The organism is Gibbsiella quercinecans (assembly GCF_002291425.1).
GTDB lineage: Bacteria > Pseudomonadota > Gammaproteobacteria > Enterobacterales > Enterobacteriaceae > Gibbsiella > Gibbsiella quercinecans.
On record NZ_CP014136.1, the window covers coordinates 4,842,641 to 4,861,382 of the forward strand.

18 protein-coding genes and 1 pseudogene are annotated in these 18,742 nt (G+C 47.4%); 11 read left to right on the forward strand and 8 right to left on the reverse strand.

Annotated features, from left to right (window positions below):
- Nucleotides 1-56: 56 nt before the first annotated feature.
- The gene (locus tag ACN28Q_RS21990) at nt 57-908 is read left to right on the forward strand and encodes a prepilin peptidase (protein ID WP_095848291.1); all 852 of its coding nucleotides are present in this window, start codon (nt 57-59) and stop codon (nt 906-908) included.
- A gap of 66 nt (nt 909-974) precedes the next feature.
- Here ACN28Q_RS21990 and ACN28Q_RS21995 read toward each other — a convergent pair whose 3' ends face one another.
- The gene (locus tag ACN28Q_RS21995) at nt 975-2,951 is read right to left on the reverse strand and encodes an acid phosphatase (protein ID WP_269467117.1); all 1,977 of its coding nucleotides are present in this window, start codon (nt 2,949-2,951) and stop codon (nt 975-977) included.
- 356 nt (nt 2,952-3,307) lie between these two features.
- Here ACN28Q_RS21995 and gspB point away from each other — a divergent pair, with 356 nt between their 5' ends.
- Nucleotides 3,308-3,775 (forward strand): type II secretion system assembly factor GspB, encoded by a 468-nt coding sequence (gene gspB / locus ACN28Q_RS22000; protein WP_095849153.1) that lies wholly within the window; start codon nt 3,308-3,310, stop codon nt 3,773-3,775.
- Here gspB and gspS read toward each other — a convergent pair.
- Nucleotides 3,772-4,179 (reverse strand): type II secretion system pilot lipoprotein GspS, encoded by a 408-nt coding sequence (gene gspS / locus ACN28Q_RS22005; RefSeq protein ID WP_095848293.1) that lies wholly within the window; start codon nt 4,177-4,179, stop codon nt 3,772-3,774. The two genes, gspB and gspS, sit on opposite strands and share 4 nt — an antisense overlap.
- Before the next feature lie 642 nt (nt 4,180-4,821).
- Here gspS and ada point away from each other — a divergent pair.
- From ada to ACN28Q_RS22035, 6 genes are all read left to right on the forward strand, one after another.
- Nucleotides 4,822-5,895: a bifunctional DNA-binding transcriptional regulator/O6-methylguanine-DNA methyltransferase Ada gene (gene ada / locus ACN28Q_RS22010; protein ID WP_230474292.1), complete on the forward strand. Its 1,074-nt coding sequence runs from the start codon at nt 4,822-4,824 to the stop codon at nt 5,893-5,895.
- A 126-nt stretch (nt 5,896-6,021) separates the two neighbouring features.
- Nucleotides 6,022-7,428: an iron-containing redox enzyme family protein gene (locus ACN28Q_RS22015; protein WP_230469561.1), complete on the forward strand. Its 1,407-nt coding sequence runs from the start codon at nt 6,022-6,024 to the stop codon at nt 7,426-7,428.
- A gap of 46 nt (nt 7,429-7,474) precedes the next feature.
- Nucleotides 7,475-7,747, forward strand: coding sequence for a Rieske (2Fe-2S) protein (locus ACN28Q_RS22020; RefSeq protein WP_095849155.1), 273 nt, complete (start codon nt 7,475-7,477; stop codon nt 7,745-7,747).
- On the forward strand, nt 7,719-8,702 hold the full coding sequence (locus ACN28Q_RS22025) for a class I SAM-dependent methyltransferase (protein WP_165907055.1): 984 nt from the start codon (nt 7,719-7,721) through the stop codon (nt 8,700-8,702). The genes ACN28Q_RS22020 and ACN28Q_RS22025 overlap by 29 nt, the downstream gene beginning before the upstream one ends.
- Nucleotides 8,689-9,981, forward strand: a complete 1,293-nt coding sequence (locus ACN28Q_RS22030; protein ID WP_095848296.1) for an MFS transporter — start codon at nt 8,689-8,691, stop codon at nt 9,979-9,981. The genes ACN28Q_RS22025 and ACN28Q_RS22030 overlap by 14 nt, the downstream gene beginning before the upstream one ends.
- Nucleotides 9,968-11,218 carry an ATP-grasp domain-containing protein gene (locus ACN28Q_RS22035; protein WP_095848297.1) on the forward strand — a complete coding sequence of 417 codons (1,251 nt, stop codon included), beginning with the start codon at nt 9,968-9,970 and terminating at the stop codon, nt 11,216-11,218. Before ACN28Q_RS22030 ends, ACN28Q_RS22035 begins: the two co-directional genes overlap by 14 nt.
- 289 nt (nt 11,219-11,507) lie before the next feature.
- On the opposite strand, the pseudogene ACN28Q_RS22040 reads toward ACN28Q_RS22035, so the two are convergent.
- Together ACN28Q_RS22040 and ACN28Q_RS22045 are read right to left on the reverse strand one after the other, a co-directional pair.
- Nucleotides 11,508-11,655, reverse strand: a pseudogene (locus ACN28Q_RS22040) (IS4 family transposase); the annotation flags it as partial.
- 462 nt (nt 11,656-12,117) lie between these two features.
- Nucleotides 12,118-13,329 carry an MFS transporter gene (locus ACN28Q_RS22045; protein ID WP_095848298.1) on the reverse strand — a complete coding sequence of 404 codons (1,212 nt, stop codon included), beginning with the start codon at nt 13,327-13,329 and terminating at the stop codon, nt 12,118-12,120.
- A 188-nt stretch (nt 13,330-13,517) separates the two neighbouring features.
- On the opposite strand from ACN28Q_RS22045, the gene ACN28Q_RS22050 reads away from it, so the two are divergent.
- Nucleotides 13,518-13,667 (forward strand): hypothetical protein, encoded by a 150-nt coding sequence (locus ACN28Q_RS22050; RefSeq protein WP_183102169.1) that lies wholly within the window; start codon nt 13,518-13,520, stop codon nt 13,665-13,667.
- 2 nt (nt 13,668-13,669) lie between these two features.
- Here the strand turns inward: ACN28Q_RS22050 and ACN28Q_RS22055 are convergent, their stop codons facing one another.
- The 4 genes from ACN28Q_RS22055 to ACN28Q_RS22070 form a co-directional block, all read right to left on the reverse strand.
- Entirely contained in the window at nt 13,670-14,332 is a 663-nt protein-coding gene (locus ACN28Q_RS22055; protein ID WP_095848299.1) for an amino acid ABC transporter permease, read from the reverse strand.
- Nucleotides 14,329-15,009, reverse strand: a complete 681-nt coding sequence (locus tag ACN28Q_RS22060; RefSeq protein ID WP_095848300.1) for an amino acid ABC transporter permease — start codon at nt 15,007-15,009, stop codon at nt 14,329-14,331. The genes ACN28Q_RS22055 and ACN28Q_RS22060 overlap by 4 nt, the downstream gene beginning before the upstream one ends.
- A 33-nt stretch (nt 15,010-15,042) precedes the next feature.
- Nucleotides 15,043-15,840 carry a substrate-binding periplasmic protein gene (locus tag ACN28Q_RS22065; protein WP_165907056.1) on the reverse strand — a complete coding sequence of 266 codons (798 nt, stop codon included), beginning with the start codon at nt 15,838-15,840 and terminating at the stop codon, nt 15,043-15,045.
- Between the two features lie 174 nt (nt 15,841-16,014).
- The gene (locus tag ACN28Q_RS22070; protein WP_131928971.1) at nt 16,015-16,725 is read right to left on the reverse strand and encodes a DUF4286 family protein; all 711 of its coding nucleotides are present in this window, start codon (nt 16,723-16,725) and stop codon (nt 16,015-16,017) included.
- Nucleotides 16,726-17,229: 504 nt separating this feature from the next.
- On the opposite strand from ACN28Q_RS22070, the gene ACN28Q_RS22075 reads away from it, so the two are divergent.
- Both ACN28Q_RS22075 and ACN28Q_RS22080 read left to right on the forward strand, forming a co-directional pair.
- Nucleotides 17,230-18,162: an NAD-dependent epimerase/dehydratase family protein gene (locus tag ACN28Q_RS22075; RefSeq protein WP_095848304.1), complete on the forward strand. Its 933-nt coding sequence runs from the start codon at nt 17,230-17,232 to the stop codon at nt 18,160-18,162.
- A 3-nt stretch (nt 18,163-18,165) separates the two neighbouring features.
- Nucleotides 18,166-18,579 (forward strand): cupin domain-containing protein, encoded by a 414-nt coding sequence (locus tag ACN28Q_RS22080; RefSeq protein WP_095848305.1) that lies wholly within the window; start codon nt 18,166-18,168, stop codon nt 18,577-18,579.
- Nucleotides 18,580-18,742 lie beyond the last annotated feature (163 nt).

Genomic DNA, 18,742 nt, shown 5'->3' on the forward strand with positions numbered 1-18,742 from the left:
CCCGCGTTTTGCGGCTGTGCAAGGATGGCGCCCCATGATTTTCAGAGGAGCATGACGTGGATCGGTTAACGACGTTGAGTGAGGCCTATCCCGTAGGCTGGCTGGTATCGTTGGCGTTGCTGGGGCTCATTGTGGGCAGTTTCCTGAATGTGGTTATCTATCGGCTGCCGCAAATGTTGGAGCGCCGCTGGCGTGACGACGCGCGGCGGCAACTGTCTCTCTCTCTGGACGAAGCGGCGCCGCGCTACGATTTATTGCTGCCGCCTTCCTCCTGTCCCGGATGCCGGCGGCCGATTGCGGCCAAAGATAATATTCCGCTGCTCAGTTGGTTGTTGCTGAGCGGCCGCGCCCGTTGCTGCGGATGGCGCATTCCCTGGCGTTATCCCTTGGTTGAGCTGGCCGGTATGCTGCTGTTTTTACTGGCCGGTTGGCTGATACCCGTGGGGTGGGAACTGGCCGGCGCTTTGCTGTTGCTGCCGTGGTTGCTGGCGCTGGCGGCGATTGATGCCCGCACGTGGCTTCTGCCAGATGTGCTCACTTTGCCGCTGCTGTGGCTGGGGCTTGGCTTCAACCTGTGCGATACCTTTGTACCTCTGGCGCAGGCGGTGGCCGGCGCGATGGCCGGTTACCTGCTTCTCTGGTGCTTGCTGTGGGGCTTTAAGCTGCTGCGCGGTATGGATGGCCTGGGCTACGGCGACCTGAAACTGCTGGCTGCGCTGGGCGCATGGTTGGGCTGGCAGGCATTGCCGCATCTGCTGCTGATTGCCGCGGGCGGCGGCGTGTTGGCGACGTTGATACAGCGCGGCATAACGGGGCGGTCCGTCACGCAGCCGCTGGCCTTCGGCCCCTGGCTGGCGTTGGGCGGCGCGGTTTGCCTGCTGCTGCAGGTAACGGGGATGACGGGATGAGGTGTGTTTATTGTTCAACGGGTACAACGGCGCCGAGTCATTCAGCGCCGTTGTGCTCAACGATCTTTACTCCAGTTTGAGTTTTAGCCCGGTCGCTGAGTATTCCGGCGTGGCCTGAAAACCGTCGACCGTGATGTTACTGAACTTGCCGCTGAAGCTGGCGCTTTTGATGACTTCAAGCACGTCGCCCGCCTGCGGTTGATAGCCGTCGCGGAAACTGATTTCGAGACCGCCGCCGACGATATCCACCGTACTGGTCGAATTTATCCGCCCGGCGCCATCCTGGCCCAGCGAGAGCGCCAGCGTCGCCTCCGCCAACTGTGTGTAGCGGCCGGCAAGGTTTACCGTCTTGTCGGCATGGCCCGCCAGACGGCCCGCTTCAACGTAAACATCGCCAGTGCCAAATGCGTTATCCGCATCGGCCTGTAGCGTGCCTTCTTCCAGGATCGTACCGCCGGTGTAGCTGTTATTGCCGGCCAGGATCAGTGTTCCACTGCCTTTTTTGGTCAGTTTCCCGGCGCCGCTGATGTCGTTGCGCCAGCTATCCTGCGCGTTAAAGCCGCCGAGGTTGCCATCCATGTTTACGATTACGTCGCCGTTGAACGCGCCATAGCCGTCGGCCGCGTCAAACAGGTTCAAGCGACCGAAGCCTTCCGCATCGTCCAGCACCGGATAGCCGGACGGCAACGCGGTGGTCTTCAGGACCACGCGGCGTTGTTCGGCATCCAGGTAAGGCAAGCGCGTTTCCAGCAGCACTTCGGCACCTTTCGGCACCACGGCTTCGCGCGTGGTGTCCCCCGTTTGTTGGAAACCGAAGGTCAGGCGCGCGCGGTATTTTTCCTTATTGGCTTGATGGTCGGCAAAACGATCGTCGGTGGTTGACGCGGAGTGCGCGAAATTGAGGAAGTCCGCCGGCTCCTGCGCGTTGACCGCACTCATCAGCGTTTGGTGCGCCTGATCGTAGGCTGCCTGGCGCGTAGCTTCATCCTGCGCGTAAATGTTACCCAAGGCCGACGCCTGGCCTAAAATGCGCCCGCCGATGACGTCCATCGGCGAATGCATCCCGGCGATAATGCGGTTTTCACCCAACTCCACGCCGCGCGCCACCATTTCCTGGAATCGCTCCGGCACCAGGTAGGCGATGGCGATGGCGTTACGCACGCTTTCCGCCGTGTGTCCGCTGGGGAAGCCGCCGTCGTTATTAGGCGTGCTGCTGGTGGCCGGAACCAGCGATGGGGCGATCACCACCTGATCGCTCCATCGCCAGGGGCGGGCATATTTGTAAAAGCGTTTGGCGGGTTCGGTCGAAGCATTCGTTCCCATATTTTGAACGAAAGTAATCGCTTTACCGAATTCCGGGTTGGCGTCACCGCTGACGCCGGTGTTGTTGCCTTCATCGTCATATTTTACGGTGTCGGCATCAGCGGGAATGTCGGTGATGGTAGTGAACTGGCGTGCGGCGGTGCGCCATGCCTCGGTCAGCGGCCCTAAACCATCCGTGACGCTATAACCTTTGCCGCGCCGATCGTCCAGATAAGCGGCCAGCTCCTGTTCGTCCGTGCGTGAGGTTGTGGTGCGCATGGAGAAATCAATGTTTTCATCATGTACCACCGTATCCAATACCCGGCCATCGGTTGCATCGCCCGGTATTCCTGTCCAGCTGGATTTCACGACGGCCGGGAAGCCGTCGCGCGCTTCGGCGGATACGTCAGCGTCGACCAGCAGACTGCTGGGTTCCCATACCTTCAAAAAGCCGGCCAGCACCCGCACGCCGGCGTTGGTTTCTTGGGTCGCATAACGTGCGTCGCCGCGCTGGTTGGTATAGGCATAATCGACAAAGGGAAGAACGGTGGATTCATTCTGGACGGGGGCGGTTTCAACCTGGCCCAGCCCCACCGGCGGTTTTGCCGTTTCGACCGCGTTGTCGGTGGGGCCGCTGTTACTGCTGTTGTTATCACAGGCGGCCAGCAGGGTCATTGCGCCGGCGAGTGCCAGCGTGAGCAATCGTTTATGCAGCTTAGGCGGAGTGTTGTTGTATCCCATGGTATAATTCTCGAATAATTGATTAGTGTAATAATTAAGTTGCGCGAGGAAACTATCAGTCGGTTATTACACAATGATGAAAACGCTTTACCTCCCCATACGATAAATTGCACTCGACCGTTAACGCCTCTGCGAACCGACAATTGAATGACATAATTGTCATTTTTCTGTGCTATAGACCTCTCATACTCAAATGACGGTAGCTGCCGCAGCCGCGCAACAGCCGGCTGGGATAACCTGGATAACTGAAGGCTTACGCTTTATCCGATAGAAGCATCAGAAGACGGCGGCAAAAAAATAGAGACTGAGAGGGGAATGTGGCCGAATCGGCGCGGGAAAATTCAACGGGCTATCGTATGCCCGGTTATTTATTGGCGGCTTATGCGTTATTACTGGTGACACTGGGGTGGTTTAGCGGCCAACGCTGGGGGATTGCGCCTTTGACGCCGTCGCCGCAACCGGCGCTCGTGCAGCGCGTTAACGTGCCCGTTGCGGAAAACACGCGGCTAAAACCCACGCCTGTCGTCGGCGAACCTGCGGCGGCGCCCGCCGCGCGGATGCGCGATGGCGAGCTGCCGATGCTGAACTACAGCGCGCATGTTTATACCACCGACGACAGTAAGCGCAGCATCACCCTGAACGGGAAGCGCTATCGTGAAGGGGACAGTCCGGTGGAAGGGGTAATCATTGAGCAGATTCAGCAGGATGTCACGGTGTTCAGCGTCAATGGAGAACCCTTTATCCTTGACGCGTTGCAAGACTGGCCGGGGGGAAAAATTGATAGCGAAGAGCAGGAACAACCCGGCCAACTCCCTCTTGATTAACCGTTTTGTTGTGAACGCATGGCGTCGATAAACGGCACCAGCGAACGGTTAAACGTCATGCACTGCGTCTCTTTCGGCGTAGTGTCTTCCAGCAGCCCCTGATACAGCGTATGGCTCATCTGGGCCAGCGCCTGGTTATTATTGATATTCCATCCTTTCTGCTTAGCCAACGTTAATGCCGTCTGGTTAATGGTGGCGTCATCGGGCAGATCGCCGCGATTGCACTGTTGCCTCAGATAGCGGCTCGCCGCGATCAACGACGCTAACTGGTTCATTTGGGCGCTTTCCGGCACCGGCGACAGACTGCTGACCGGCTTTGGCGCCGTTGGCGCAGACTGTTGGCAACCCGTCAGAACCAGGCTTGATAAGCTGATGAGTAATACTTTGGCCAAGGGTGAATTCATGATGATACATATCTGCTGTTTTAAGTGGCGACCATTCTAGCAAATCGCCTCTGCCAGTCACTGACTTCGTGTAACCGTTGACACTTTTTGGTGCGGCTGTGCATTAATGCCAACGAGAACCGTGAGTACTGCGTGGCGGCTGGTGCCATATCGGCATTAGCTTGTCTACCATACAATCCTGATTTTTGGTCAAATTATTCTTGTTGAGAGAACTGTCATTTCAAACGTGTATGTAAGCTTTCTTCTCTATTTTTAAATTGGCAAGGGGATTATTATTCATTACTCCAACTTTTACTAATGAAAACTGGAACAGTGTATTTAATTCACTATGGGGTTTTTCGGCGACGGTGAATGTGGCGTGTTATTCAACCCTGTATTACCAGTAGCAGTGGCCTGTATCCCTTCTTAGTCTCTGTTCATCTGGTTCTAATATGATGATAAACATACCTGTACATATTTTTTGACCATTTTTGGAAATTATTAATGTTGTAAAAAAATAAATTATTTCATATAGTTATGGATGTGTCAGTTGCTTTTTTGGGAAAGATAAAATAGCGATAAGTGGCATGGTTTTGATTTTTTATTTTTGAAAATGTATCCGTTTTAATGAGAATGAAAGGATGTTTTGAAATGGACTGGAGCATGAAGATACTAAAAGATAAACGATGGAAATGGCTCAAAAATAAAGAGGTTCCAGAAAAAGCAAAATTTGTCTACGGGGTAATTGCAAGCAAAATTTATTTTGACCCACATAATCCATCTCGTTTACCAAAACCAGAAAATATCGTTTTCTTTGATAATGAAAATGATGCAATTTTGGCTGGTTATAGGAAGTCTAAACGTTGTGGAGATATACAAAAAAACACAAAAAATAGGCATTGTAAGATTATAAAAAAAGCTTGTGAGATAATGGATAATAGCGACGGCAAGATAAAGCTAGATGAATTAGCGGACACTGTCGGGATGAGTGCTTATCATTTTCACCGAGTATTTAAAGAACAGACAGGAGTTACACCGAAAGAGTACTTGCAAACCAAAAATAGAAATCAAGTCCAACAAAATATCAGTACCCATGACTCAATCACCGCTGCAGTTTATGATAGTGGATTCAGTTCCAATAGTAGATTTTATGAAAAGTCAAATCAACTTCTAGGCATGACCCCAAAAAAATTTAAATCGGGAGGTAAAAACGAAGTCATTTACTTCTCCATTGGGAAATGTTCGTTACGTTCTTTTCTTGTAGCCAAAAGTGCAAAGGGTCTTTGCCGAATTTCAATAAATAATGATCCAGAAGTACTAATCAAAGAACTACAAGATGCATTTAGCCATGCTGAGCTAATTGGAGGCGATGCGGAATTTGACCTTATTGTAGCAAAAGTTGTCGGACTTATTGAACATCCCGGAAACGATACAGAACTTCCACTCGATATCAGGGGAACAGCATTTCAACAAAAAGTTTGGAAAGCATTGAGGGAAATCCCTGCCGGTGAAACAGTTACATATTCCTACATAGCACAGAAAATAGGTATGCCAAAGTCATATAGGGCCGTAGCAAATGCATGTGGGGCAAATAAGTTAGCAGTAGCAGTGCCCTGCCATCGAGTTGTACGAAATGATGGATCTCTTGGCGGTTATAGATGGGGGCTTGATAGGAAAAAAGTATTGATAAACAGAGAAAAAGAGCAACACAGAATCATAGGAAAGAAAGGAAATTAAGTATAATTATATGATTTATATATAATTTGTTGTATTTTTCAAATAGCAATGTAGCGTATTTTCGATACTCATTGAAACGAGATAGTCTTACTACGACAGGGCTAAATGAACTGAGGTAGTACGACTATGGCTAGTGAAAATATGAACCGAATGACAGAAAAAGAACTAAACATACTGTTGCAAGAAATGTCTGCTTTTAATAAGTTCCGAGATTCAACATCTTGGTATGAACCAGATGACGTTTGGAAGCGTCCAGTCAGACCACAATCATTTAAACATATCGTATTCGATGATGTTCAGAACGAAAACATAAGCAATTACTCAACATTTACAATGAATAGAATTCTAACAGCTATGTATGAGATGGATTTTCTTTTTCTTCCTCAGACGTCGAACAACGTTACAAGAGAATTATCAGAGAACTATAACAGTTCGATAATCAAGCTAAAAAATAAAATAATTCCTGTACTGGAAGAAAAAATATTTGGATACATTGACAAAGAAGTCTATGTTACAGGTGATTGGAATAGAGAGACCTTTGAAGAATATTTCAATAACAAGATAAGCACTCTTTCTGAAAAGCCTGAAAGTCTAGTTTTGATAGAAAAATCATCTTCAAGAGAATTGGTGGCCAAATTTTTATTAATGCAACATGCTCTGGACTTCCTACCCGAATCATCTCACATGATTCGCTACGCAAAAGGCGATTTTGGTGCAGAGCAGTCAGCTTTATTTAGGGTATTACTCGATGAGTTTGGTTATGGAAGACATGAAGAAAAACACAGTACTCTATTCAAAAAAACTTTATCGTCAGCAGGAATGTATGATAATTCTCATGCATATTGGAATTTTTACCTCAATTCTACATTAATGAATAATAATTACTTTCATTATATTACCAATGATATATCTAAATTTTTCGAGTATGTAGGTGCTATCACCTGGGCAGAAAATTCATTCGGTCCTTATTGTAGGATGATAGGAAACATGCTGAAAGAGACGATTAAAGACATTGATGTTCGCTACTATGAGGAACACGATCATATAGATGGATTTCATGGACGGATGACGCTACATGAAATATTGAATCCATTAGCTAAGCGATTTGGCAATGATGTATATGTGCACTTTGTAAAAGGGATTGAAGTTTGTGGCTTCTTACAAAAAGTGATGGAAAAAGAACTCTGCGATCAAATTCGTTGGATGGAGAACAAAGAAAAATATGTCCAGTTAGCAAAAGACATTAAAAGATCAGTTCTAGACGATATAAAAAAAATACCTGTAGCATACCTAAATGAACCATTGAATGAATTGTCAGTTCCACATGTTCATGATGGAGATGAGTTTTGTATCGTTGATGAAGGAATGCTACGTTTTTGTCATGGCCCTGATTGCTATACTGATCTTCTCCCCGGTGACTGCGTTGTAATTCGGAAGAATAGGTTACATGGAGCACTGGTTCTTTCTGATTACTGTAAGTACAGGATCCTTTCAATTGGGGACTATACAAAGTATGCAAACTATAAGATTTGAAAAGTGCCAACTCCCATTTATTTTGAAAACAAAGCATCTATTCATAATGGTAGAAAATGATGATAACAACGTGATCTTTACAGATTTCACATGTAAACATAGAGGAGGACCGCTTAGCCACGGCACATTTGTCGGTCGTTCGATTGTTTGCCCATGGCATGGGAAAAGAACATTAAAGTGTACGTTGAATAAGTTGAACTTACCTTTAATAAAAAACGGGGATAGTCTAACTGTTACAGTCAAAGACTTTGAAGCGGTTATAACGTTATCGAGTCTGAATGGAGGGGGTTATGCTGATGAAAGACTGCAAAGTCTGTGAATCCGAATTTCGTGTATTAAGTAGTATCCCACGTTGGCATTTCGCCATGCTGAATGATAATGAAAGAAATGAAAAGCTAAAACTTGCTATGGAATCTTCTGATATGAGAGATAAGCTAGTTCTCGATATTGGAACTGGGACCGGCTTTCTATCAATGCTAGCCGTCCAGAATGGAGCGAAACATGTTTATACATGTGAAGTTAATCCATATGTCGCTAAAAAAGCGGAAGAGATAATATCTATTAATGGATATAAGGATAAAATAACTGTAATAAATAAACTTTCCACTGATTTAATATTAGGTTTTGACCTGCCTGATAGAGCTGATGTGCTTATTTCTGAAACTGTAGACTGTGGTTTTTTTGGAGAAGGTTTTGCAGTTTCTCTTACGCATGCTCTCCGTGAGCTTTTACACGAAAACGCTCTGCTAATACCTAGCGCAGTAAGACTCAACTGTTGCCTAATTAATAGTGAAGATATTGCCGCGTTGAATTGTGTTCCGGATAACATCTTAGGATTCGACCTGAGCTCTTTTAATGAATTTCAAACTCCTGGTTATTTTCCAGTAAGGTTAAATACTTGGAACCACAAGATTGTCAGCAATGTTTCTGAAATAATGATTGTGGATTTTCAAAGCAACATATCTTTTGATAAAAATTGTTTTATCCAGAAAAGGGCCACAGCATCAACTCAGGTTCATGGTGTTCTTTTTTGGTTTAACTTGTCTTTGGCTGAGAACATTGAATTGAGTAATTCTCCAGAGAACAACCGTTCTCATTGGATGCAAGCCGTTCAGTTATTTGAGCACCCTGTAGAGGTTAAAGAAAACAGCCTATACCATCTGCATTGTTTTTCGACTGAAAATGGAATTGTGTTTAAAGGAGTCTACCCAGATACCGACGATACGAATCGTTCCCTACTACATACAGATAAAGTGTCCAATGAGCTTATTTAATAAAAAAACAGCCCCAGACCGGGGCTGGTACAACTTTAATCTACTATGGGCAGGACAAACTCTCAGCCTCCTTGGCAGTCAGTTCGTTGTAGTCGGCATGCCATTACTAGCATTGCAGTTTGCTGAGGCCAGTCCCTCTCAAGCAGTTCTTCTTCCTTTCATGATGTATCTCCCTTTCCTGATAATTGGCTTACCTGTAGGAGCGATCGTTGACCGCATAAATATACGCCGAATTATGATGTTCTGTGATGGTGTTCAAACTATTATATATTTGACGATATTTTTTTTATCCATATTTTTTAAAATAAAAATTTACATGTTAATGGGGTTGGTTTTTTTATCTGGTTGCGCAAATGTTTTTTTTCAAATTTCATATACGTCAGTATTACCCATTATTTTTAAAGACAAAGCTCCGTTACAAAAAGGAAATGCAAAACTCTGCTTTTCGGAATCAATGGTCAATATTGTTGGACCTTTTTTAGCCGGTCCTCTCATTTCTTTATTCGGTGTTACTGTGGCTGTTGCCGCTAACTCATTGTCATTTCTAATTTCTTTGATGACTCTTGGATTAATAAAAGCCATAGATTATAAAGAGGATAAATCTACCTTTCGTCACACTAGTGTGAGTGTTTTTCGAGCGGTTTTAGATGATATAATTGTAGGGATAAGGTTTGTATTTGGACATGAGTACCTAGAGCCAATTTTTTTATGTGGGGCTATGTACGTCCTTTTTCTAACAACCATTGATACTAGTCTTGTTCTATATTGTAAGTCCGTACTTGGTCTATCATCTTACCAGATTGGGTTGGTTGTTGGTGCTGCTGCTGCCGGGTTTCCTTTGGGAAATATACTTTCTTCTCCGATTGTGAATAAACTTTCGTTCGCAAGAACTCTTGTTTTAGGGGCAACCATATCAGTTTGTGGATTGGTTTTTATTCCTATATCAGGTATGTATAATTCAGTCATAGGGATAATAATAGCATGCGTAATTCATGGCTTTGGTGAGGGAGTATTCAATCCCGTGGCACTTACTTTTAGGCAGAAGGAATCGCCAGCGAAAATGTTGGGGCGGGTTAACTCTGTTCATCGATTCCTGATCTGGGGGGCTATATCGGTAGGTAGTTTGATTAACTCTATCGTTATACATTTTGGTGGATTAAAAGCAGCCCTCTGGATTGGTGGCTGTGGAACACTTTTATGTCTTATTCCTTTAGTGAGGAAGGGTATAAAGAAAGACCTACTAAAAACGCATAGTGAGGCTTTACATGAGAAAAAATAGATACGTTGTCATTGTAGATCCGTTTTCAACAGGAAACTTGTACGCGGATGAATTCAAAAAGCATAACATAAAACCTTTGGCATTGCTTAGCTATGCTGAACTGCCTAGTGCGTGTGAAATAACATTCAGACCACAAGATTTCGAGAAAATAATCTATCATCGTGGAATATTAAATGAAACATTGGAAAAACTGCGTAAATATTCTCCTATTGCAATAATCCCTGGTAGTGAAACTGGTGTAGAGTTAGCCGATAGTATATCACTACATCTAACCCCAAACTTTGCAAACTCTAAAGCAATGATGTTGGCTAGAAGAGATAAAGGGCGCATGGGGGATTGTATAGCGAGGGAACGGATCCCACACATATTACAAATTTGTACTGACTCTGTAAACGAAATTAGAAAATGGGTTAGGGAAAATGATCTCGCTGGTATGCCATTAGTATTAAAGCCCCCAAAAAGCTCGGGAACAGATAGTGTTATAAAACTAACTGACTTGAATAAACTTGATGAAGAATTTAATAAGATATATGGAAAGATAAATAAACTTGAAATTCTGAATGATAAAGTTCTTGTTCAAGAGTTTGTCTCTGGTATTGAATATGTTGTTGATACATTTTCTGTAGACGGGATTCATTATGTCTGTGATATATGTAAATATAGTAAAGTAAACACAGAACACCAAATGTCTATATATGAGACTATTGAATGGGTTGAGGAGACAGATCCTGTTGCACCTTCTCTTATTAATTATACTAACCTGGTACTCAATGCCCTGGGGGTGAAATTTGGCTGCGCTCATATAGAAATTATGTTGACCAATGATGGTCCGAAGCTAATTGAGGTCGGAGCGAGAGCTCACGGTGGCGGTCACCCTATATTCAACTTGGTTGCAACAGGAGATAGTCAATTGCATCGATTAATTGATTTCGTTTCCAATCAAAGAAAAATATCAACAAATTATCAACTTAAAAACCATACCAAAGTGGTTTTTTTAATAAATAAAGAAAAATCTCAGGCTAAGGAAATTAATAAACTTGATCTAATTACCAACCTTAAATCTCACTATAAATCATATTTCAATGTACATGAAGGAGATGTCTTGTTGCCGACCACCGATCTATTTTCTACTTTCGACCTTGGCTTTGTCGTTTTGTCTCACAGCTCAGCGGAACAAGTTCAAAAGGATCATGAAATATTAAAGAGGATGTTATCAGAAGTTTTCATTAATATTTAAATTTTTCACATGGATGAGGGAGTTTAAAACGAATTTTATTCAATGTTAGGCTGTGTTCCTCAATTACATAATATTCTGGTGAAAATCCAGATGCAGCCTAATTTCACTATTGAAAGACAGTTTCTGGCTATCTTGTTCATAACAGATGACAAATTTGTTATACTGGCTGGTCGAAATTCCGGGGCTATTGATTACAGGATGTTTCTTCACTGATTTTACTTGTGCCATGATTCATCTTGTTAACGGTTTTACTCTCTTAATAGAGTGCCCACTGTTCATGGATAGAGTCAATCAACCAGACCATAAGTTCAATAGCAAATTTACGTATTACAAATGCTGGCCTTGTTAGTAGAAATAAGGACCTGAGATATCCCTTCTAAAGATATAGAGCGATAAACAGGGAAGTGGAATCGATTAGGCCATGTCTGTGTATCGTCAAACTAGGTTGAAAGCATAAAAAATCATCAAAAAAGTAATATGGCCTATTTTTATACACCTGCCGGATCGTTCAACCGCTTATTTCGCTTAATCGATCGATGCTATCGTTATTGCAGAATTTAGGAAGAATTGCATTGCATCAGGAACTTAGTGATTTAGCTACGTGATAAATCATTTTTATTTTAAAAGGTACCATTTTGTCACGACAATCTGGCATTGATTACTCAAGATCTGTTCGCCCAAGGCGAATGCACCGACTCGTTGCGGCTGTACCCGGCGAGTCGGATATGCAATGTACAAAGTTGTATGGGGCAAAGAGAACGGGGGTAAAGCAAGGTGACTAGACATTCCAAATCGTCTTTTTACATAGGCCATTCCTGTAATGCTCACCGTTGAAGCGCTGAGCGTTTGCACAATGCCTCATCAGCACATCCAGGCGTTCATGCCCGCAATGAACGCGCCTACGGCTTGCGTGGCGCGCGCACTTCGGTTGTGAATATGCCCAGAATGAACAACACCAAGGCGGCGCCTGTCAGGGATGTCGTCAGCCAACCGCCGTAATAATAGGTTATCGACCCCAAAGCTGACCCCATCGCACCGCAAAGAAATATCACCGTCATGTATGCTGCGTTCAGTCGTCCGCGTGCTTCGGCATCCAGGCTCTGGATGGTTCGCAACCCGAACACTTGGTTCGCCTGGGTAGCGGCATCGAGAATAATCGCCGCAGCGACCAGAATCAGCAACGATCCGACGGCTTCCCCCCATTCACTAATAAGCATGGCGAGGGCGGCGCACAGTAAAGCCAGCCCGGTGCCTAATCTTGAGCCGCCACGGTCGGCTATCTTGCCGGCCAGGGGGGCAGAAAGCGCGCCGGCAGCTCCCGCCAGCGCAAAAGCGGAAATGCCCACCTGGCCCATATCAAAGCGGACATGCAGCATCAGCGGTGCGGCGGTCCAGAACATGTTGAACACCGCGAACATGGTTCCCTGGTAAGCTGCGCGGCGCTGTAAAGGACGCGAGGTTGCCAGCAGGCATAGCATGGATCGCAGCGTTGCCGCATAGCCTCGGCTGGGCCGTGGCCGCCATTCTGGCAAGGATCTCGCCAACAGTAATAACGTGCAGAACATCACCACGGCCGAGAAGATAAAAACCGATCGCCAACCCCAATAGGCCGTGAGAAAACTGGCTAATGGCCGGGACAACATAATGCCCGCTACCAAACCGCACATGATGTTGCCGATGACCCGGCCGCGCTGCGCTTCTGGCGACAGTTGCACGGCAAGTGGAACCAGGATTTGGCTGCCCACGGTGCAGATACCAAGTGCCAAAGATGTGATGAGGAGGGCCGGAGCGCTGGTGCTGCAAGCTACGCCGATCAGGCTAAGTATGGTGCCGGTCGCGGCGATCAAGACGAGCTTGCGGTTTTCCACCAAATCGGCAACGCAGACCAGAAAGAACAGGCCTATGCCATAACCGACCTGGGTTGTGGTGACAATCAGGCCGGCAAGGCTTGCCGGCAGTTGCAGGCCCGCAGCAATCGGCCCCACAATTGATTGTGCGTAATAGACATTCGCCGTTGTGGCGCCACAGGCAAAGGCGAGCAATAAAGTCGTGGCTACAGACAGTGGGTTTGTCTGTGCTGCGGCGGGTAGCCGGTTAGGTTGAGTCGTCATTATCTGCTTATATCTCTCTTCTGCTCACTTCAGGATCCGTGCGAAGCTATTTAGAGGTATGGCACCGACTGCGCCGGAATGCATTGACCGGTTCATCAAGCTGCAGCGCTGAAACTGAACCCGTCACTTTGGGGGCTCAGTTTCTGATGGCGCGCCTACGGCGTTTCAGTGCAGCGACGCAACTCGGAATGACGGAGCTGCTTATGGTTTCGGCTTTCCTGCTGGCGAGCGTGGAAAGCCGCATTAAAGGCACAGCGCGAGTGGCCGCGGTAATACCGGCAGGTGCTCAGCAACCGCTGCCGGATATTCAGATCGCTACTTACAAGCATTCGATTTGAAATTAACTCCGTGAAAAGCCTGGGATCCTCATGCGATATTCCAGAAAAGCGCCAAGCCGGGAGATTAAAAAGTTGATGAGAAAGTAAATGCTGGCTACCGCAACGATGATACTGACGTTGTCACCGGTCGCATCTCTAATCAACAGGCCGGTTTTAGTCAGTTCAACATAGCCAATAACAGCGCCGAGTGATGAGTCTTTCAGGGCTGAAATATAAATACCGACAGAAGGGGGCACAATGACCCGCAGGGCCTGAGGTAAGATAACTTTTGACCAGAGCTGAAATGGGCTCAGCCCGAGCGCGACACCGGCTTCCCGTTGGCCATGATCCACGGAAGCAATGCCAGCCTGGACGACCACGGCAACGGCCGCGCTTGTCGTAAGGCCCAAACCCAGCGTCACCGCGGTAAATGCCGATACTTCTATACCGACGATAAGAGGAAGGCCGTAATAACAAACGAAGAGAAGCACCAGGATCGGCATCGAGCGAAAAAACTCAATGTAGACCTTGGCAAAAATCCTGAGAGCCCGGTATTTGCTAAGGTTGGCGGTGGCCACCAACGTCCCGATCACACAGGCAAGCAGCAACGCCAGCCAACTGATCCAAATCGTCACCTTAGCGCCCTGCCAAAAATAACCTAAATACTGGAGGAGATTATCGCTCACTGTCCGGACCTCCCTGGGATTTTACGAATAAATACACGGCCGATAACGATCCGCATGACGTTCACTACTTGGCAAATGAGCAAATAGAGTGCGCCGATGACAACAAAGGCCTCCAGATAACGCGAAGAATACGAGCCGGCGGTTCCCATCCAATCAGTCAGCTCGCCCACCGAGATGACCGAAGCCAAAGACGTCCCCAGCACGGTCGCCACGTATTGGTTTCCCAGCGGGGCATAGACGGTGCGAATAGCCTGCGGCGCGATGACCATGCTAAAAGACTGCCAGCGGCTTAGCCCCAAGGCATTGGCCGCTTCGTATTGCCCGCGTGGAACCGTGGCAAAACCCGCTCTGAAGATTTCCGTGGTAAATGCCGTCCCGTTTAGCGTTAAGGCGATAAATGCCGACCAATATCCTCCGATCCGCAGCCCCACCTGCGCGAGCGTAAAATAGACAAGATAGAGAATCACCAGCAGAGGGACGTTTCTCATGATTTCTACATATGAAGCCATCAGAGCGCGCACCAGTTGGGATGAATGCGTCCGGGCCAACGCACCCATTACCCCAAAAATGGTGATCCCCACGCAAACGGCAACAGTCAACGTTAGTGTATTGGCGATCGCAGAGGGAAGATGGGGAAGAAAGCTCCCTAATGCGCTCAGGTCGAATTGATATTGCATTTTTTCTCCGACGGAATTTACGTGGGTATCTTGTTATTCTGGCTTGTCGTAACCGAACGCCTGTTTAAACATGCGGTTGTTATCGCCTGAGGCGTTAAACTGTTCTACCCAGTCGTTGACCAGTTGCCACCAGTCAAAATCCCCTTTTGGCACCGCGATTGATAGCTCTTCATGCGAATGCAAACCGGGGATCACCTTGTATTTCCCCGGATTTTTTGTCATCAGATCCCGATTCCAGATCTGATTCTCCGATGTCGCATCGGCCTGGCCGGCGTCGACCGCCAGAATTTCATCTTTAATATTGTCAAAATTTAGAATAGAAGCATTGGGCAGCAGGCGAGGGACCAGTGTCTGTGTGTAGCCGCCACGCGTCGCGGCGATTTTCGCATGCATTTTATCCAGATCCTGGACGCTATTAATGTCTTTCCGATCGGCCAGCACGAGGAATTGCATGCCGATGGTCATATATGGCCTGGTAAAGGTGATGGTTTTGGCCCGTTCGGCGGTATTTGTGTATTGAGCGATAACCATGTCCGCTTTGCCGCTTTGAAGCATGGCGGAGCGCCCCGGAATACTCGTGGTGACAAATACGGGTTTGACGCCCAGCGCCGATGCGAAGCTTTTTGCTATCTCAATCTCATATCCCTGCGGATCGCCACTGGGGCTTATTGAACTCCATGGCGCAGCGCCGCCGATGATAGCGATACGTACCGCCCCGCGATCGATGACTTGCTGAAGGATCCCTTTGGTTTCTGCGTTAGCGTGCGAAACCGAAAACAAACTGACTGTAACTACCGCTACCGCGTACAACCATTTGTGCATGAATTTCATCGTAATCCTCCGATTTGGCGAAACGCCTTGTTTTGCTACATTGTTGTAAGTGTTCTCACACCTGAGCTGTGACAGCATGTGGTACCGCATCCGGCGCCGATCAGGCGGCACGTCAAACAGAAGCCCCGGGTGGCGATTTAGGGGGCTTGTTATACGTTCGCGATGCTGGACGTTCTATCGGTAGGTCTCTACATGTTCTTTTTCGAGAGCGGCTTGTAGAACATAGTAGCCGGCCGCGACGCGCTCCCCATCTAAACCCAGGTTGCGCCAAACTTCAGTGTTCAGATATTCGGCTACGGCAGCCTGAAGACTGGGTAAATCGATCCCGCTGAGAATAATCGCCAACGCCGAATGTGAATCCTCATGGTCACGCAGTGCTTTATCGCCGGTCTTAATTGCGCTTGCGTCTGCATCGGCCCGCCAAAGCTGCGCCTTCAGTATTCCCGCCGCGTTAAGAACCGTTTCCTGAAAGTAATCAAACAGCTTATTTTCGGCGGCCTGATCAAACGAAGCCAAAGGTTCTAATCGGAAGGTGGCGACAAAGCCGCCGTCGGCACCGCGCGTGCGCCACACGACGTTACAAACGGTGCGATGATTATTTTTGAAATGGGGCATAGACCGTTGGCTCCAGGGCGACGGCGCATTCGCCCGCTCCAGGTATGCTTGCGAGCTGAGTACTGAAGCGCTCTCTGTCTCGTACGCAATGAAATATTTGGGTGCCCCTTGTACTGCGACATAGCGTCTTGAACGCCGAAATCCATCGGTTGATACCCGCTCAAAATGATGCTCGCGGTTATACCATTCAATCACTTCTGCTTCATATTCGGGATCGATATCATGCCAAATGGCAAGGACTCCAACACCGCTGCTAGCAAGTTCACTCATGGTTTTTCCTCAAAGAGTAAATATCAGAAAAATGATTACATTGCGGAATTTGGGAGAACACTAACCACCCGCCTTTAAATCCCACGACTTAAACGGCCCGCATGCAATTAAACGACGGAATCAACCTATATGCGACATTGTAGGTAGTCAACCCATATTTTAGCAATGACCGTCATATGAAAACCTTATATATCGTATTTAGCCCAATAATCATTCTAAATTTTATTGTTTTGCTAAATTGAACGTTGACATCTCTTATTGTTGTAAATATGGTTGCAGTGTAAATTTTCGGCCGGAACCGCTAACTCGACTGCGTGACGTTTTTCCACGGCACCGGCTTCTTTTGGTTATTGCGCCGGGGCCATGAGCGCCATAACCAAGGGTTTGGACGGCACAGGGTGGTGCTCAAGTGAGCGAGGATGAATGCGAGGCGTTGAAGCTTACTGTCCGTAATATGGCCGTCTAACGGCCAATCGTTTTTAATTACTAAGTGAGATTATTATCATGACTGTGCTAGTAACGGGTGCCAACGGATTTCTTGGTGCAGCAGTTTGCAGGGCGCTTACGGCGCGTGGCGATGCAGTCGTCGCTATAGATCGCCAGCGCACTTCATCGGAAGCCGGCGATATTCCTTTCGAAGAGATAGATATTACGGATCTTGGCGCCGTTGAGCGTGTGTTTGCCCGCTATTCTCCGAGTAAAGTTGTGCATTGTGCGGCCGTTGTGATCGGCGGGATCCCCAAAGGGGAAAGAATCTCCGAGATCCTCAAAGTTAATATTGATGGTTCCAATAATCTCTATGACGTTATGGCGCGAGCGGGCAAGGGGCGTTGCCTGCACATCAGTTCTGAAGAAATTTATGGTGAGTTTGATTCAGACATTATTTCCGAGGATCACGCCTGTTCGCCGGGGACGCCTTATGCGATATCCAAATTGGCGGTTGAACAACTGGGGCGCTACTATTCGCACAATTACGGCCTGGATGTCGTGAATGTTCGCACATCCTGGGTCTACGGCGCCGGGCTACCGCGCATGCGCATTCCCCGCAATATTGTGGAAGCGGCTTTTTTCAAACGGCCCTTACACCTTCCCAACGGCCAAGATACCAGGATTGATCATACTTATATCGAGGATTTTGTTGACGGAACGCTTAAGCTGCTTGATGCGGAAAAGCTCAATTTTGATATTTACAACATCAGTTCTGGTGTCGCATTATCCATTGGTGAGCTTGTTGAGATACTCAACCGGCTTGTGCCCGAAGCTCGCCTATCCGTGGGGGAAGGGCCGTTGTTGGATGCGGCGGATAATGCCCTGCCCAGAAAGGGGGCGCTTGATTGTTCCCGGGCCAGTTCCGAAGTTGGCTATTGCGCCAGGTTTCCTCCGGAGTTAGGGCTACAGGTCTACCTCCAGGCACTTGCAGAGAAAGAGAGGAGTTAATAGATGGCCATGAAATTCGAAGGTGGCGCAATAATTAGAGAGGCTGCGGAGGTGATGTGGGAAGGGCTGCCGGAGCATATCGGCGGCGCCATCTCGAAGTTGCTCGTGCGCCCGGAAGTAGCAGGATCAAAGCATTTGGATTACCGAATCTCGGTATATCAACCCCGGGCTTATGTCGTCCCGCATAAACATGATCAACAGGAACAAATTTACCACATACTTGATGGTGAAGGATTGATGGAAATTGAGGGCGAAAGGAGCGTGGTTCGCCGTGATCATGTGATCTTTCTGCCGCCTGGGGTAGAACATGCGATTTACAACACTGGCCAGACCGACCTCAAATTAATCGTGGTGACGTCGCCCGTTGAAGATCTCCCCGTAGCCCCGACGGATGGCCCTCAGAGTGAGGGTGAGTAGAGTGGTTTTAGTCTGTCGGGCCGGCTGGTGTGTGAATATTCGCAGTTGCTAAGCGTGTACCAAGAGCGTATTTAAACAATCTGCTATCGTCGTTACCGACGGGCACGCTATCTTTGCCCCCGCGGGAATCGGTTACGGGTTGACGTATCATTTATTAATTGCG